Here is a 15,623-nt window from a genome sequence, read left to right on the forward strand (position 1 = left end):
CGCCCAAATCCATGATCCATTCGATGCCGGTAATTGCATAGAGACCGTCAATGAATTGGCTGACACCAAAACCGATTGTGACGGACACCCCGAGGATCGTTGCAACAACGCCCAGAACATCGACCACGTGGCCGAAAAAGCCGTTGACGAAACGACCGAACAGCGGTGTCAGCGCCGAGCGGATGGTCAGCGGCATATCACGGGTGTAGGCGTAGTAAGCCAGCGACAGGCCGGTCACAACGTAGATCGCCCAGGCATGGAAGCCGTAGTGCAGATAGGTGAAACGATAGGCCGATTGCAGCGCCTCTGGCGAGTTTCCCTCGACCGCACCGGAAACGACCACGGGGTTCGAGCCCCACAGGCCCAGCGGCTCGGCGGTGGCGAATACCATCAGGCCCACACCCAGACCTGCACCGAACATCATCGAGAACCAGGAAAAGTTCGAGAACTCGGGCTTTTCACCCGGCGTTCCCATTATCCGTCGACCGGTGGACGGGATGATGGCGACAATGGCGAGAAAGAAGAAAAACGCGCCAACAATAACCACGTAAAAGCCGTTGAATACCTCAAGCAACTGGCTGTTCAGACTACCAAGTGTGCTGTTCGCATTGGCCGGGAAGACTAGCGCCCAAAGCACCAATGCGACCATGACGGCCTTACTGATCAGTGCAATCGGGATACTGTAGTTCTCATAGAAACCGGCATCGGCCGTATCTATCTCAACGTCCGTAAAGGGTTCAGGTACCGACATATTCTCCTCCGTATTGTCGTCCTTATTGGGGAGGCCCCGTGTCGAAACATGAGCCGCCCGGATTTGTGGTGGTCAGATTGGCAGGCCGGGTTAGATGGCGCTGCCGAAAGGCGTCTCCTATTTTTGTGGCGTAAGTGGATCTTCCGGCCCAATAGCAAGCCCTTGTTTGCACAGTAAGTCAGTTGCGGTGAATTCAACTGATGAACGCTTCGAACCGAATGTGCCGTCTGCTTTTGTGTGCTGCGTTCCCATCAAATTTCCCTTCGGTATTTCCGGTCGGTCAGCAAAAACGGTCAAACCCGGGCCCGGATCTGACAAGGTTGTCAGGCGACCACGAAAGCTTGTAGAGCGCGATGTTTCTTGATCTGCTTGACTACAGCGCCCATCTGTCGCTACTCCGACCAGAACCGACACATTCTATAAAAATGCCGACATCCCACGGAAACATGACCGTCAAAATCACCTTTCACCCAGTACTCTCTGGCTTTCACCCTCAAAAATACTAATACTCAAGTGAATTGTAGTAACCCGTAACCTGACAGCGAACCCAAAGGCATCATGTCCAGACGTCATTATAACCTGCCACCCTTGACCACTTTGTCTGCTTTTGAGGCTGCCGCCCGCCACCTGAGCTTCAAGAACGCCGCAGAAGAGCTGTCGGTCACGCCCGGTGCGGTCAGCCATCAGATCAAGGCGCTGGAGGGTGATCTGGAATCGACCCTGTTCCAGCGCAAGCACCGCGGCGTGGACCTGACCGAAGATGGCAAAGCTCTGCACGAGGCTTTGTCCTCGTCCTTTGGGCGCATATCAAAAGTGATGGCCACAATTCGGGATCGCAAATCGGGGGGCAAGGTCACAGTCGGGTCAACGACGGCGGTGGCGGCGCTATGGCTGTCCCCGGCAGTGATCCGGTTCTGGCGCGAGAACCCCGATGTCAACGTGGATCAGCTGTCGCAGGACCGGCCGTTTCGGGAACGTCCCGATGTGGACTTCTTCATCCGCTACGGTCGGGACAGCGATCCTAACCTGTCTCACACGCCACTGTTTCGGGATCACCTGATCCCCGTCGCCAGCCCCGAAGTGGCGGAACGATTGCAGGGTGCCAGCCTCGAGGCGCTCGCTGCCGAGCGGCTGATCCATCTGGATCCAGAAGATCGCACCTGGACCACCTGGCCTGAATGGTTTCGGCAGTTAGGGCATAATGGCACAATCCCGATGGACTCGCGCGTCAACAGCTATTCGGTCGCACTGCAAGTGGCCCGCAAGGGGGCCGGGCTGGCATTGGGTTGGCAGCGCCTAATTCAGCCGATGTTGCAATCGGGAAAGCTGGAGGCGATCGGCCCTCATTTTCTGACCGCGCCGAACCAGTTTTACCTTGTGGGTCGCCCGGACGAAGAGCTGTCGGACAGCGCCCGCGCCCTGAAATCGTGGATTTTGCAAGAAGTTCAGGACGGCACGGTTTAGGTGAAATCAATCTCTGATGAACTTTTCTGGTATTGAGAGGAATCCTCCATATCCGCCAATAGGGTTAAAACGCATCCAGCAAAACCTCAGGAGAGCCCGATGAACAAGCATAGCGCGCTGTCTTCCGTTCTGGCCGATGTGGCAGTCGCAAATGGCCTGCCGAACGAGCATTATATCGACCCGGCCATCTTTGCCGAAGAAAAGCGTTCGGTGCTTTTTGCCAACTGGTCAGGGATCGGGTTCGGCAAGGATGTTCCCGAGGAAGGCGATGCCAAGCCCGTCGACTTTTTGGGCATGCCGCTGCTAATCGTCCGGGACAAAGATGGTGAAGTTGGCGTATTCCAGAACACCTGCCGTCATCGCGGCATGATCCTTGTCGACACCCCTCGCAAGATCGGTGGAGCAATCCGCTGCCCCTATCACAGCTGGTGCTACAGCCTGAAAGGCGAGTTGCGCGCGACCCCGCATGTTGGCGGCCCCGGCCAAAACAAGCACGCGGACGTCAATCGCGAAGATCTGGGATTGGTGCGTGTACGCTCATACATCTGGCGCGACGTAATCTTTGTGAATGTCGACGGCAAAGCACCCGAGTTCGAAGAGGTTCACAGCGCCCTGCTGGAGCGTTGGAAAGAGTTCGAGCAGCCCATCTTTCATGGCGGTGAAACATCCTCGTTCAAGCTTGAGGTCAAGACCAACTGGAAGCTGGCGGTTGAGAACTATTGCGAAAGCTACCACCTGCCCTGGGTGCATCCCGGCCTGAACAGCTATAGCCGGTTGGAAGACCACTACAATATCGAGGTGCGTGGTCATTATTCCGGTCAGGGCACGTTGGTCTATCGACAATTGGCCGATCAGGACGGCGCGACCTTTCCAGACTTCGATGGGCTCAGCGACAAATGGGGTGAAGGCGCTGAATACGTAGCGCTTTACCCCAACGTTCTGCTGGGCGTTCAGCGCGACCACAGTTTTGCCATCGTGCTGGAGCCTGTGGATCACGAAAACACCGTCGAGCATATCGAGCTATATTACGCCAAGAGCGTGGAAGACACGCCAGAACATGACGGGCTGCGTGCATCGAACGCGCAGCTGTGGAAGACCGTATTCGAAGAAGACGTCTTCGTAGTCGAAGGCATGCAGAAGGGTCGGCACGGGTTGCTGTTCGACGGGGGAAGATTCTCTCCGGCGATGGACGGTCCTACGCATAACTTTCACCATTGGGTCGCGACGCAAATCGAAAACGGCCGCGCCGAATAATGCACCAGATCGGCCAGCCATCGCCTGGCTGGCCGATTGCGTTTCAGACGGGGAACCAATGGACAAAGATGAATTGGATCGCCTGCTGCTGGAGGCGCATGAACGCAATGATCATGCGGCTTTGATCCGCTATTATACCATGGCCGCGGATGAGCGCGAACAGGCGCAGGATATCGACGCGGCTTGCTTCTATCTCACCCATGCCTTTGTTTTTGCGCTGGAATCCGGGTCGAAAGAGGCTGAAGCACTGAACCTGCGACTGGTTGCCCATGGGCGTGCACACCGGTTGGAGTTCTGAGTTTAGCTTCAGGTTAAACCCGCTCAACTCCGCATGAAATTTATGTCCGTTGTCCGCTTTGCATCCTTGGTGACACAAGGCGTATGAACCAACTTGGACACGGCAGACTCATGAAAACGAATGCACAGGCGGTGGTTATTGGCGGCGGGGTGATCGGGTGCTCGATCCTATATCATTTGACTAAGCTGGGCTGGCCGGATGTGGTGCTGCTGGAGCGGGATGAGCTGACTTCGGGGTCAACCTGGCATGCGGCGGCAAACATCCACGGGCTGCATGACAGCACCAATATCAGCCGGATTCAGCACTACACAATGACGCTCTACAAAGAGCTTGAGGCCGAGACCGGCCAAAGCTGTGGCGTGTTCCAGCCTGGTTCACTTTACCTGGCGCAAACCGAAGATAGGGAACATCAGCTGAGATTGCAGGCCGCGAAGGCCAGGCTCTATGGAATGAACTTCTATGAGATCAGCATCGAAGAGGCGCAGCGCCTGAACCCGCTGGTCAACTATGATGGCATCCGTTGCGTGATGTACGAACCGGACGGAGGCAATGTGGACCCTTCGGGTGTGACCAATGCCTATGCGGTCGGCGCGAGACAGCGCGGGGCCGAGATACATCGCTTTACCCCCGTCACCGCGACAGAGCAGCAGGAAGACGGCACGTGGATCGTGCGGGCGCCCAAAGGTGATATCCGCACCCCATGGGTCGTTAATGCCGCAGGTCTTTGGGGCCGCGAAGTGGCCAACCTGGCAGGGATTGAACTGCCCCTACAACCGACCGAGCACCAGTATTTCGTAACCGAGGCCATGGCTGACGTGGCCGCGCATGACGCCCGCCTGCCCTCGGTCAGTGACCGTGATGGCGAGTATTACCTGCGGCAGGAGGGTCAGGGCCTGCTGGTCGGCGCCTATGAAAAGGACATGAAGTTCTGGGCCGAGGACGGCACTCCGCTGGACTTTGCCCACGACCTGTTCCCCGACGATCTGGAGCGGATCGAAGAGAACATGATGAACGCCATCGAACGCCTGCCCGCCGTGGCTGAGGCCGGGATCAAGCGGATCATCAACGGGCCGATGATCTGGTCTCCGGATTCGAACGTTCTGATGGGCCCGGTGCCCGAGGTGGACGGCTATTTCTGCTGCAACGGCATTATCCCCGGCTTCTCGCAGTCCGGCGGCATGGGCCTGATGGCGGCGCAGTGGATCATCGAAGGCGAAACCCAATACGACATGTTCGCATGGGACATGGCGCGGTACGACACATGGGCCACCAAGGAATTCACCAAAGCGCGTGTAAAAGACCAATACGCCCACCGGTTCGCCATCCACTTCCCCAATGAGGAACGCAGCGCAGGTCGCCCCGCGCGCACGCGTCCGATCTATGAGACCCAGAAAGACATGGGGGCCGTGTTCGGTTTGAACGCGGGCTGGGAACACCCGCTATGGTTCGCCGACACGCCGGGGACGTTCGACACCAACGGCTTCGCCCGTCAAAACTGGTGGGGGCCAGTCGGCGAAGAATGCCGGATGCTGCGTGACCGGGCGGGGATCATGGATATCTCAAACTTTGCCAAATACGTGTGCAAGGGGCTCGGGGCCGAGGATTGGCTGAACGCCGTCTTTGCGAACACCATGCCCAAAGCGGTGGGTCGGTCCTGCCTGACGCCTTTGATATCAAAACGCGGGGGCATCGCCGGGGACTTCACCGTCACTCGCGTCGCTGAAGATGAGTTCTGGATCATCGGCTCGGGTTTAGCAGAGCGTTATCACAAGCGGTTCTTCAAGCAGGTCCCGCTGCCTGAAGGCACCACATTCGAAAGCCGGACCGAGGCAGTCTGTGGCTTCAACGTCGCCGGCCCAAAATCGCGCGAGATCCTGCAACGCCTGACTAATGCGTCGCTGGCTACCGAGGATTTCCCTTTCATGCGATCAGCCAGGTTCGAATTGGCGGGGATCGAGGCGCTTGCCCTGCGCGTTTCCTTCACCGGCGACCTCGGGTGGGAGCTACATTGCGCCACCGAAGATCAGACCCGCCTTTACGACGTACTGATCGAAGCCGGAAAGGAATTCGGCGCGGGTCCGGTTGGAAGCCGGGCGCTGATGTCGCTGCGCGTGGAAAAGGGCTATGGCTCGTGGAGCCGCGAATACAGCCCGGAATACTGGCCACATGAAGTTGGGCTGGAAAGGCTTTGCAAGTTTGACAAGGACTTCCTCAATAGGGACGCCGCCGCAGCCGTGTTGAATACCCCTGAACGCGAGCGGTTGGTCCTACTGCATCTGGATGAGGGCGACGTGACCGCGTCCAACGCCGATGCGACCGGCGGCGAGCCGATCTTCAAGAACGGTGAAGGTATTGGACGGGTAACTTCGGGCACCTATGGCTACACTGTCGGCATGTCGCTAGCCATGGGCTACGTCAAGAATGCGCAGCCGGGGGACGCGGTCGAGGTGATGGTGCTGGGTCGGCCCCACAAGGCGGTCATTCTGCATGAACCGCCCTTTGATCCCAAAGGCGAAGCCCTGCGCCGCTGATCGTATGGTGAACAGCCCCTGACCCTACGAGAGGCTGTTCACACGTTTCGCTCGGTTTATAGTCCAAATCGACCATAACGGTCGCTTTGGGAGGGGCGAGCGCATGGAACATCGCACGGACATGCTGATCGTCGGCGCCGGTTTCTCGGGGTTGACCATGGCGATCGAGGCGCGCAATCGCGGCATCAGCGACATCGCCATACTCGAAAAAGCAGGTGACATCGGCGGGACATGGCGTGAAAACACCTATCCCGGTGTGGCCTGCGATATCCCATCTCATCTTTATTCGATGGCCACCCACCTGAATCCGGATTGGAGCCGCGCCTATGCGGGCGGGTCTGAGATTCAGACCTACTTGCAGAAGGTCTGCCGCGATGAGGGACTGTATGACCTGTGCCATTTCCATCAACGGCTGAAGTCCGCCCGGTGGGATGGCGACCGATGGCACGTGGAAACTGAAGACGGTCAGCGGTGGTCGGCACGGTTTTTGGTCTCAGCAATCGGCGCTCTGCACGTGCCCAGCATCCCGGAAATTCCGGGCGCAGCAAGTTTCACCGGCCCCTGCTTCCATTCCGCCGAATGGGATCATGATGTGGACCTTGCCGACAAGCGTGTCGCGGTAGTGGGAACAGGCGCCTCAGCGGTACAGTTCGTGCCCGAGATCGTCGACACAGCCGCGCACATCACCATCTATCAGCGCTCGCCACCCTATGTTCTGCCTCGACCGGACGGTCCTATTGCCACTTGGGTGCGCAGCCTCTATCGGCGTATCCCCTTGTTGCCAAGACTGCGGCGCAAGCTGTTATACGTAATCTTCGAGTACCGGCACCGCGTATTCAGAGGCGAAGAGCGGATGGTGAGTTTTGCCATGAAGATGTGGCGCAAATCACTCGAGAATGCGATCAGTGACCCGGCCCAGCGCCTAACCCTGACCCCCGACTACAGGATCGGCTGCAAGCGCATCCTCAGCTCGAATGACTGGTACCCGACACTGGCGCGGGACAATGTGACCGTGATCCCGCATGGCGTGGTCTCGGTCGACGATGACCGGATCGTTGCGGCAGATGGCGACGAGATGCAGGCCGACGTTCTGATCTGGGGAACAGGATTTCACGTCACCGACGTGGTCGAGCGGCTGGATATCACAGGCGCTGATGGCCTGACCCTGCGCGAAGCATGGGCCGACGGGATGCAGGCCAATCTGGGTACTGCAATCGCCGGGTTTCCTAACTTCTTCATCCTGCTGGGTCCTCATACCGGGCTGGGCCACAATTCAGTGGTGTTGATGATTGAGGCACAGGTGCGCCATATCGGTCGCGTGCTGGGCCAGATGAAACGCGAAAAGCTGACCGCCATTGCGCCCGACGCTGCAAAGCAGGCAGCCTTCACCCAGGAAATGCGTCACCGCCATAGCGACAGCGTCTGGCAGGCAGGCGGATGCACATCCTGGTATCAGGACGCAGAAGGACGCAACACAACGCTTTGGCCGGGCACGGTATCAGAGTATGAAAGACGCATGGCACAATCCGGGTTGGAGCAATACCACCCTGCTCCACCACAAAGCGGAGACCGCTGAGATGACCACATTTCTGGTAGTTCTATTTCTATTCGCCGCGTTTCTCATCGGCATGAACCTGTGGACCCGGAAACTGACCCGTGAGGGGCAGGAACGGGTTCCGCAACTGGGCGACGTTATCCCTGTGCGCGGCGGCAGTATTCACTATGTGGAAAAGGGTGATCCCTCCAATCAGACAATCATTATGATCCACGGGCTTACGGGACAGTTGCAGCATTTCACTTATGCGCTCGTGGATATGTTGGCCGACGATTATCACGTGATAGCTGTAGACCGTCCCGGCTGCGGGTATTCGACCCGGGACACCGCAGATCTGGGCAGGCTGCCCGAACAGGCCCGCATGATACAGGAGTTTCTGGACACCAAAGACATCACTGACGCCATTCTGGTCGGTCATTCTCTGGGCGGAGCCGTGGCGTTGGCTATGGCGCTGGACTATCCGGAAAAAACCAAGACTCTGGCGCTGCTGGCGCCATTGACGCACAAACTGTCCGGCACGCCGCAGGTTTTCAGACCCCTGGAAATCCGCACGGAATGGCTGCGGAACCTGATCGGCAAAACAATCGCTGTGCCACTGGCCGCCAAAACCGCGCCTCATACCCTTGGTGCCGTTTTCGATCCCGAGCCCGCACCCCCAGATTTTCTTGACCGCGCAGGTGGCGCCTTGGGGTTGCGCCCCTCGGCCTTCGTCACCGGCTCGCAAGACGTTGTGGGTGTTGATGCCAGTATTGAGGCGCAAATGGCCCGCTATGGCGACCTGAGCGTCCCCGGCGGTATCCTGTTTGGTGCGCAGGATGCGATCCTGTCTCCTGCTGCTCAGGGCGATCCCATGACTCTGTTCGGCTTGCAACATGAAGAGGTCAAGGGGCTGGGCCACATGCTTCTAATCACGGCGCCGGACACCTGTGCCGAATTCATCCGCCGGATTGCGGGTGGTGAGAGCTCAAAGTCGAAAGCCGTAAACGAAACAGGATAACCGAGCGCGAAAAGAATCCCGCATTGACCGTGTTTTCCCTCTTGACCCTCCCAAGCCCCTCCCTTAAATCGCCTCTCACTCATGGCGGAGTAGCTCAGTTGGTTAGAGCAGCGGAATCATAATCCGCGTGTCGGGGGTTCAAGTCCCTCCTCCGCTACCATTCAACGACACAATCCAGTACCTGCATTCGACTGCACCGGCGCCCACTTTAGATTTCCGCGGATCTGACGTTTCGTTAGAATGTCAATTTGGGTGCGGCGCGTGTGATATCCTGTGAGCGTGTATGGCCAAACCCGTCAACATGGACGATCAGCTTCTCAGCTTTAGGGAAACGGTCGAAATAGATGAACTGAATGCTTTCTATAGCGTCTATATCCTGGCATTGAACCTGATAATCGGCCTGAAATTCGGCATGATTTTCCCGATCTGCCGCTGACTCATTGCTGCTTTCCGTCCTCAACCCCCTACCCGAAAAAGTGACGTTGGACGATGTCGTGAAACAGCCCGCCTCATCGGTCAGGGCAAACAATTCAAGGGGGTTGGAGAGGTCGGAAATCGCAATGGCGACCAGAGCGCGTTCATCGTCTGTCTCGGCAGGCCCATCCAATCCTACGATATCGCTACCGGGCGCAACGAGGGACAACGTTAAACTTGTGTCCGAGTAAACGACATCCAACTGACCCGCGCCATGTTCATCCAAGTGTCCTGCCTGCGCCAGAACACCGGCGGGTATCAATAACAGGGCGAGGGCTGCACTTTTCATAGACCTTGCACCACCTAAACAGGAATCACAAAGCTCATTCTAATGTGTTTAAAACAGCGCGCAATCGGGGCCGCAGTTCCAGAACCTCGCTATTTCTGGGGACATTAGTTCGACAAACGTGCGCGTCAATTAATTCCGACAATAAAACTCAGGTTGACATAACTGACTAATTCACTCAGTTATCGCACGGTAAGCGTTGCCGAGGCGACGCCAGTAAAATTGTTTCTGACAGGAAAGACCTCACCTCTATGACCAGATTTTTTGCCGCCACCAGCGCTTTGACCCTGGGCTTCGCTTCCGCAGCCGTTGCAGCTGATGCGCCGTCGAAGACCGATGTTCTGAACACTTACGCGAACATCGCCGAAGCCAAATTCGATGATAGTCTGATCGCCGCAAAGTCGCTGCAGGCCGCCGTGAACGCCCTGATCGCCGAGCCGTCGGATGCAACTCTGAACGCAGCCCGCGCCGCATGGGTTGCCGCGCGTGTGCCTTATCAGCAAACCGAGGTCTATCGCTTTGGCAACGCCATCGTTGACGACTGGGAGGGCAAAGTAAACGCATGGCCGCTGGATGAAGGCCTGATCGACTATGTCGATGCCGCTTACGGCGGCCCGACCGACGAAAACGAGTTTGCAGCGCTGAACGTGATCGCCAACTCCAGCTTTGAGCTATCGGGCGAGACAATTGACGCCAGCGAAATAACCCCGGAACTTCTGGGCGAGACATTGCATGAGGCGGACGGGATCGAGGCAAACGTTGCCACCGGCTATCACGCCATCGAGTTTTTGCTTTGGGGTCAGGACATGAACGGCCACGGCGCAGGCGCGGGCAACCGCCCCTGGACTGATTACGCCCAAGGCGATGACTGCACCAACAGCAACTGTGATCGCCGCGCACAATATCTGAGCGCCGCGACAGAGTTGCTCGTCAGCGATCTGGAATGGATGGCGAACCAGTGGAAACAAGGCGGCGAGGCGCGTGCCGTATTGACCGCGGATGAAACGGCAGGTGTCAGCGCAATTCTGACCGGCATGGGCTCTCTCTCCTATGGCGAGCAGGCGGGCGAGCGCATGCGCCTTGGCCTGATGCTGAATGACCCCGAAGAAGAGCATGATTGCTTCTCGGACAACACCCATAACAGCCACTATTACGATGGTCTGGGGGTCCAGAACGTGTATCTGGGCAGCTACACACGCATCGACGGCACCCCGGTCAGCGGCGCGTCGCTGTCTGATCTGGTGACCGCCACCGACCCGTCGCTTGACGCCGAGATGAAAGTCAAACTGGCCAACACAATGCAGGCTCTGGGTCGTCTGAAGTCCACTGCCGAAGCCGGCTTTGCCTATGACCAGATGCTGGAGCGCGGCAATGAAGGCGGCGAGCTGTTGATCATGGGTGGAGTGAACGGCCTGGTCGACCAGACCAAAACCATCGAGCGTATCGTGACCGTGCTCGAACTGGATCAGATCGACTTTGAGGGTTCGGACAGCCTGGATGACCCCGACGCTGTATTCCAGTAAAACAGAGGGTTTCGACCCATTGGGGAGCGGCAGTTTTGTGCCGCTTCCCACCATTGTCAGAAGCCAGGAACAGGTTCTCGCTGGACCTTCGCAAAATAACCTACTAATATAGTATGACATTAAGCTCTGAGCCCCGTCAGCCATGATCGTATGCCACTGCGCAAAAATCTCTGACCACGACATCCACGCCATGATTGGCTGGATGCGAACGTCGGACCCTTATGCGGTTATCACACCCGGCAAGATTTACCATGCGCTTGGAAAATCAGCGGATTGTGGCGGATGCATGCCGCTTTTCCTAGACTCGATGCGCTCCAGCGATAAGCTGGAAGTTCCCATGCAGCTTCGTGCGCTACGCACCCGAGTATCACAGGAGAGTGAAGATGAAGGGCGATCCCAAAGTCATAGAGTACCTCAACAAATCCCTGCGGCATGAGTTGACGGCGGTCAGCCAGTACTGGTTGCACTATCGCCTGCAGGAAGATTGGGGTCTTGGCCATATGGCTAAGAAAAGCCGCGAAGAATCCATCGAAGAGATGGGCCACGCAGACAAGTTGATCGAGCGTATCATCTTTTTGGAAGGACACCCCAACTTACAGAAACTTGACCCGCTGAGGATCGGCCAGAACCCCAAGGAAACGCTGGAATGTGACCTGGCCGCGGAAAACGACGCGCGCACATTGTATGTGGAAGCGCGGGACTATTGCAGGAAAGCGGCGGACTATGCGTCGATGTCCCTGTTCGAAGAATTGATCAGCGATGAGGAAAGTCATATCGACTTCCTGGAAACGCAGCTTGATCTGTACGAAAGGATTGGCGAAGCCAATTATGCGCAACTCAACGCATCGAAAATGGACGACGGCGAGTAAACTCGTTCTGCCGGTGGCTGCCCTGGCAGCCACCCAATCCCTGTCAGCCGAGCTGCGGGATCTGCACCTGAATTACCTTCCCAGAACCGAAGACGAACAGGCCCGTATCGCCACGGTCACTGCCGCACCTGATGATTTCAGTGTGCCGCAACGGTTTGAAGACCTGCCAGCCGGTGCAGCAACCGTACGCGCAAGAACAGACGCGGATGCGTTTTCACAACCCTCGGGTAATCTGAGCTTCGAACAGGAACTGGACTTCAAGGTCGGCAACGGGCTTTTCAAGAAAATCTGGGTGTCGTCTCCATCTTCGACGCTGGCCTCTGATGGGTTGGGTCCTCTCTACAACGCTCGCTCATGCCAGCGCTGTCACATCAAGGACGGGCGCGGGCACACGCCCAATGGCCCTGACGACAACGCGACCTCCATGTTCCTTCGGGTCTCGATCCCCGGCGGTCCAGAAGACGGGTATGCCGAGATCAAGGACTATATCGCCACCCTGCCCGAACCGAATTACGGCGGTCAGATGCAGGATCTGGCGCTGCCAGGTCATCCGGCCGAATACCGGCTGGATATTACCTATGAAGAGATTCCCGTCGCCCTGTCGGACGGAAAGTCTGTCACACTTCGCCAACCGACTTATGATGCGGTCGATCTGGGATACGGCCCGCTGCACGCGGAGGCCATGCTCAGCCCGCGTGTGGCACCTCAGATGATTGGTCTGGGTTTGCTCGAAGCGATCCCGGTCGAGGATCTGCTGGCCAATGCCGACCCGGACGACATGGATGGAAATGGCATTTCCGGACGCCCGAACATCGTCTGGTCGCATGAGTATGGCACACCGATGATGGGCCGGTTCGGTCACAAGGCCGGGATGCCCACGATCATCGAGCAATCGGCGGCGGCATTTGCCGGTGACATCGGCATTTCCAGCCCGCTTTACACAGCAGCCCACGGCGATTGCACCGTAACTCAGGTGGATTGTGTGAACGCCCCGCACGGGGATGGGGATGCGCGTGAATTTGAGATCGATCAGGTCGGCATGGATCTGGTGGCCTTCTACAGCCGTAACTTGGGCGTACCGGCTCGACGGGGCGTGGACACCCCACAGGTGCTGCGCGGCAAGCAAGTGTTCCACGACACCGGTTGCGCGTCATGCCATACGCCAGCGTTTGTCACTCACCGCATGGAAGATCGGCCCGAGCATAGCTTTCAACTGATCTGGCCCTATTCCGACCTGCTGCTGCATGACATGGGCGACAGTCTGGCCGATAACCGACCCGAGGCGCGCGCAACCGGCCGCGAATGGCGCACCCCGCCGCTGTGGGGCATCGGGATGACCGAACAGGTTTCAGGCCACACGCAGTTTCTGCATGACGGCCGCGCACGGTCCCTGCTCGAAGCGATTTTGTGGCACGGAGGCGAGGCCCAAGCGGCCCGAGATACAGTTGTCTCGATGCCCAAAGCCGACCGAGATGCCCTTGTCCGCTTTCTGGAGAGTCTCTGACCCATGCGCGTTTTTGCTGTTGCCGTTGCTTTGACGCTGCCCTTTTGTGCGCAGGCTCAGGACCACGGACCGATCCTGAGTGACACTGTCGAGGCTCATATCCTGCCGGGGTTTGCAGCTCTGTCCGACGCGACTGCGACGTTGACGCAGGCCGCACAGACGGATTGTGCGCCCGGCTCACCGCAACTGCGTGCGGCCTTTCATAAAGCCTTTGATGACTGGATCTCGGTCAGCCATCTGCGTTTTGGCCCGACCGAAGTGCAAGACCGCGCCTTTGCGCTGGCATTCTGGCCGGACACGAAGGGATTCACGCCCAAGGCGCTGACCGGGCTGATCGCGACCGAGGACACGGCCGTTCGCTCCCCCGAAGCGTTTGCCGAAACATCCATCGCCGGTCGCGGGTTCTTCGCGTTGGAGCAGATGCTTTACGATCCACGGTTCTCGGAACAAGGCAGCGAAGCCTATCGGTGCGCCCTGGTGCAAGCGATCGCGGCGGATATCGATGGCAATGCCAGTGCTATCAACACAGACTGGGCAAGCTATGCGACGGCACTGACGCAACCCGGGGGGGATAGCCCGTACCGGTCGGACGACGAAGCCATGCAGGAGCTGTACAAGGCCTTGATCACAGGTCTGGAATTCACATCCGACACCCGGCTGGGTCGCCCCATGGGCATTTTTCATCGCCCCCGGCCTAGCCGTGCCGAGGCGCGGCGGTCTGAACGGTCATTGCGCCATGTTGAATTGTCTCTGGCCGCGCTGCGTGAACTGGCCATTCGTCTTTCGGCGGACCACCCCGGAATTGCGGCTGATCTGGATGACGCGTTTGCCAAGGCGATCACTCGGGCGCAGTCCCTGGATGATCCGTCTTTTGCCGATGTGGCAACGCCACAAGGGCGGCTCCGGGTCGAAGCATTGCAGCAATCAATCAGCGATATCCGTGCAATTGCCTCGGCCGAACTCGGCCCGACACTGGGCATCAGTGCCGGGTTCAACTCACTGGACGGAGATTAAGCCATGACCAGTCGTCGCCATTTTCTGGCCGGTCTGGCCGCAGCCAGCCTTACGCCGGTTCAAGGCTGGGCGTCCGTTGGAGCGCCGGATTACCTGGCGGCCGCACTTTTCCCGGATGGCACCTATCGGCTGGCCGGGTTGGAAACGGGTGGAGACATCGTCTTCTCTCTGCCCCTGCCTGCACGCGGCCACGCAGCGGCGGCCCATCCCAAACGTGCTCAGGCGGTCGCCTTTGCCCGCCGCCCCGGAACCTTTGCCATCGTCATTGACTGCACAACGGGCACCGAGATCGCGCGGCTTGAAGCCCCAGTAGGCCGCCATTTCTATGGTCACGGCATTTTTTCACTCGATGGAACCCGGCTGTTCACCACCGAGAACGATTACGAAGCCGGAGAGGGTGTGATCGGCATCTGGGACGCCGATGACCACACGCGGTTAGGAGAATTTTCATCAGGTGGCATAGGCCCACACGACATGCGCCTAATGCCTGACGGCCAGACTCTGGTCATTGCCAATGGCGGGATAGAAACCCACCCAGAAACCGGTCGCACCAAGCTGAACCTGCCCGTAATGCAGCCGCGCCTCAGCTATGTGGACCTGTCGGGTTCGGTTTTAGAACAGGTGGAGTTGCCCCGCGCGCTGCAAAAAAACTCGATCCGCCATCTGGCTATGCGGCAGGACGGGCTGGTGGGTTTCGCGATGCAGTGGCAAGGGGACAAGACGCAGCACCCGCCGCTGCTGGGCTTGCACCGACGGGGTGAGACACCCCGTCTGCTCTCTGCCGCTGAAACCGATCAGAGCAGTCTGCAAGGTTATGCCGGCAGTATCGCTTTTGCCGGTGACGGAGAAACCATCGCAATTACCTGCCCGCGCGGCAATGCACTGCATCAGTATTCGATCGCGAATGAAACACTCGCGCATGCGTACCACTTAGAGGACGTCTGCGGCCTTGGTTCCGGACCAGATGGCTTTGTCTTTACCACCGGCACCGGAATCGTTGGGCAATTATCGGGTAAACAGGCCCGGGTCGCTGCGCGGCCTGACTGTCAGTGGGACAATCACCTGATACCCATTCGCACGACTGTGTAAATTCGGGAAATCCC

14 protein-coding genes and 1 tRNA gene are annotated in these 15,623 nt (G+C 58.2%); 13 read left to right on the forward strand and 2 right to left on the reverse strand.

What is annotated here, in order from left to right; translation table 11 throughout:
- The coding region (locus GOX66_RS16105; protein WP_170763764.1) for a BCCT family transporter at positions 1 to 751 on the reverse strand (751 nt) is incomplete at its 3' end.
- Between the two features lie 558 nt (positions 752 to 1,309).
- Here GOX66_RS16105 and GOX66_RS16110 point away from each other — a divergent pair.
- The 7 genes from GOX66_RS16110 (at position 1,310) to GOX66_RS16140 (ending at position 9,010) form a co-directional block, all read left to right on the forward strand.
- Entirely contained in the window at positions 1,310 to 2,215 is a 906-nt protein-coding gene (locus GOX66_RS16110; RefSeq protein WP_170763765.1) for a LysR substrate-binding domain-containing protein, read from the forward strand.
- Between the two features lie 99 nt (positions 2,216 to 2,314).
- On the forward strand, positions 2,315 to 3,469 hold the full coding sequence (locus tag GOX66_RS16115; protein WP_170763766.1) for an aromatic ring-hydroxylating oxygenase subunit alpha: 1,155 nt from the start codon (positions 2,315 to 2,317) through the stop codon (positions 3,467 to 3,469).
- A 58-nt stretch (positions 3,470 to 3,527) separates the two neighbouring features.
- Entirely contained in the window at positions 3,528 to 3,767 is a 240-nt protein-coding gene (locus tag GOX66_RS16120; protein WP_170763767.1) for a hypothetical protein, read from the forward strand.
- 110 nt (positions 3,768 to 3,877) lie between these two features.
- Entirely contained in the window at positions 3,878 to 6,298 is a 2,421-nt protein-coding gene (locus tag GOX66_RS16125; protein ID WP_170763768.1) for a GcvT family protein, read from the forward strand.
- 103 nt (positions 6,299 to 6,401) lie between these two features.
- Positions 6,402 to 7,874 carry a flavin-containing monooxygenase gene (locus GOX66_RS16130; RefSeq protein ID WP_170763769.1) on the forward strand — a complete coding sequence of 491 codons (1,473 nt, stop codon included), beginning with the start codon at positions 6,402 to 6,404 and terminating at the stop codon, positions 7,872 to 7,874.
- Position 7,875: 1 nt separating this feature from the next.
- Complete coding sequence (locus tag GOX66_RS16135) at positions 7,876 to 8,850, forward strand: alpha/beta fold hydrolase (RefSeq protein ID WP_170763770.1); 975 nt, start codon at positions 7,876 to 7,878, stop codon at positions 8,848 to 8,850.
- Positions 8,851 to 8,933: 83 nt separating this feature from the next.
- Positions 8,934 to 9,010 (forward strand) — tRNA-Met (locus GOX66_RS16140).
- A 75-nt stretch (positions 9,011 to 9,085) separates the two neighbouring features.
- Here the strand turns inward: GOX66_RS16140 and GOX66_RS16145 are convergent.
- Positions 9,086 to 9,613, reverse strand: a complete 528-nt coding sequence (locus tag GOX66_RS16145; RefSeq protein WP_170763771.1) for a ZrgA family zinc uptake protein — start codon at positions 9,611 to 9,613, stop codon at positions 9,086 to 9,088.
- Between the two features lie 248 nt (positions 9,614 to 9,861).
- Here GOX66_RS16145 and GOX66_RS16150 point away from each other — a divergent pair, with 248 nt between their 5' ends.
- From GOX66_RS16150 to GOX66_RS16170, 6 genes are all read left to right on the forward strand, one after another.
- Complete coding sequence (locus tag GOX66_RS16150) at positions 9,862 to 11,133, forward strand: imelysin family protein (RefSeq protein WP_170763772.1); 1,272 nt, start codon at positions 9,862 to 9,864, stop codon at positions 11,131 to 11,133.
- A 142-nt stretch (positions 11,134 to 11,275) separates the two neighbouring features.
- The gene (locus GOX66_RS25850; protein ID WP_237212637.1) at positions 11,276 to 11,569 is read left to right on the forward strand and encodes a (2Fe-2S)-binding protein; all 294 of its coding nucleotides are present in this window, start codon (positions 11,276 to 11,278) and stop codon (positions 11,567 to 11,569) included.
- Positions 11,517 to 12,002, forward strand: a complete 486-nt coding sequence (bfr, locus tag GOX66_RS16155) for a bacterioferritin (RefSeq protein WP_170763773.1) — start codon at positions 11,517 to 11,519, stop codon at positions 12,000 to 12,002. The genes GOX66_RS25850 and bfr overlap by 53 nt, the downstream gene beginning before the upstream one ends.
- Entirely contained in the window at positions 11,962 to 13,506 is a 1,545-nt protein-coding gene (locus GOX66_RS16160) for a di-heme oxidoreductase family protein (RefSeq protein ID WP_170763774.1), read from the forward strand. The genes bfr and GOX66_RS16160 overlap by 41 nt, the downstream gene beginning before the upstream one ends.
- A gap of 3 nt (positions 13,507 to 13,509) precedes the next feature.
- Positions 13,510 to 14,520 carry an imelysin family protein gene (locus tag GOX66_RS16165; RefSeq protein WP_170763775.1) on the forward strand — a complete coding sequence of 337 codons (1,011 nt, stop codon included), beginning with the start codon at positions 13,510 to 13,512 and terminating at the stop codon, positions 14,518 to 14,520.
- 3 nt (positions 14,521 to 14,523) lie between these two features.
- On the forward strand, positions 14,524 to 15,609 hold the full coding sequence (locus GOX66_RS16170) for a DUF1513 domain-containing protein (protein WP_170763776.1): 1,086 nt from the start codon (positions 14,524 to 14,526) through the stop codon (positions 15,607 to 15,609).
- The last annotated feature ends 14 nt before the right edge of the window (positions 15,610 to 15,623 follow it).

Source organism: Ruegeria lacuscaerulensis (genome assembly GCF_013031245.1).
In the GTDB taxonomy this organism is placed as follows: domain Bacteria; phylum Pseudomonadota; class Alphaproteobacteria; order Rhodobacterales; family Rhodobacteraceae; genus Ruegeria; species Ruegeria lacuscaerulensis_C.

What these genes read in the sequence shown, in the direction of transcription:
- GOX66_RS16135 (WP_170763770.1), top strand. Translation starts at nt 7,876, where the DNA reads ATGACCACATTTCTGGTAGTTCTATTTCTATTCGCCGCGTTTCTCATC.
- GOX66_RS16130 (WP_170763769.1), top strand. Translation starts at nt 6,402, where the DNA reads ATGGAACATCGCACGGACATGCTGATCGTCGGCGCCGGTTTCTCGGGG.
- GOX66_RS16120 (WP_170763767.1), top strand. Translation starts at nt 3,528, where the DNA reads ATGGACAAAGATGAATTGGATCGCCTGCTGCTGGAGGCGCATGAACGC.
- GOX66_RS16170 (WP_170763776.1), top strand. Translation starts at nt 14,524, where the DNA reads ATGACCAGTCGTCGCCATTTTCTGGCCGGTCTGGCCGCAGCCAGCCTT.
- bfr (WP_170763773.1), top strand. Translation starts at nt 11,517, where the DNA reads ATGAAGGGCGATCCCAAAGTCATAGAGTACCTCAACAAATCCCTGCGG.
- GOX66_RS25850 (WP_237212637.1), top strand. Translation starts at nt 11,276, where the DNA reads ATGATCGTATGCCACTGCGCAAAAATCTCTGACCACGACATCCACGCC.
- GOX66_RS16115 (WP_170763766.1), top strand. Translation starts at nt 2,315, where the DNA reads ATGAACAAGCATAGCGCGCTGTCTTCCGTTCTGGCCGATGTGGCAGTC.
- GOX66_RS16145 (WP_170763771.1), bottom strand. Translation starts at nt 9,613, where the DNA reads ATGAAAAGTGCAGCCCTCGCCCTGTTATTGATACCCGCCGGTGTTCTG.
- GOX66_RS16150 (WP_170763772.1), top strand. Translation starts at nt 9,862, where the DNA reads ATGACCAGATTTTTTGCCGCCACCAGCGCTTTGACCCTGGGCTTCGCT.
- GOX66_RS16125 (WP_170763768.1), top strand. Translation starts at nt 3,878, where the DNA reads ATGAAAACGAATGCACAGGCGGTGGTTATTGGCGGCGGGGTGATCGGG.
- GOX66_RS16160 (WP_170763774.1), top strand. Translation starts at nt 11,962, where the DNA reads ATGCGCAACTCAACGCATCGAAAATGGACGACGGCGAGTAAACTCGTT.
- GOX66_RS16110 (WP_170763765.1), top strand. Translation starts at nt 1,310, where the DNA reads ATGTCCAGACGTCATTATAACCTGCCACCCTTGACCACTTTGTCTGCT.
- GOX66_RS16165 (WP_170763775.1), top strand. Translation starts at nt 13,510, where the DNA reads ATGCGCGTTTTTGCTGTTGCCGTTGCTTTGACGCTGCCCTTTTGTGCG.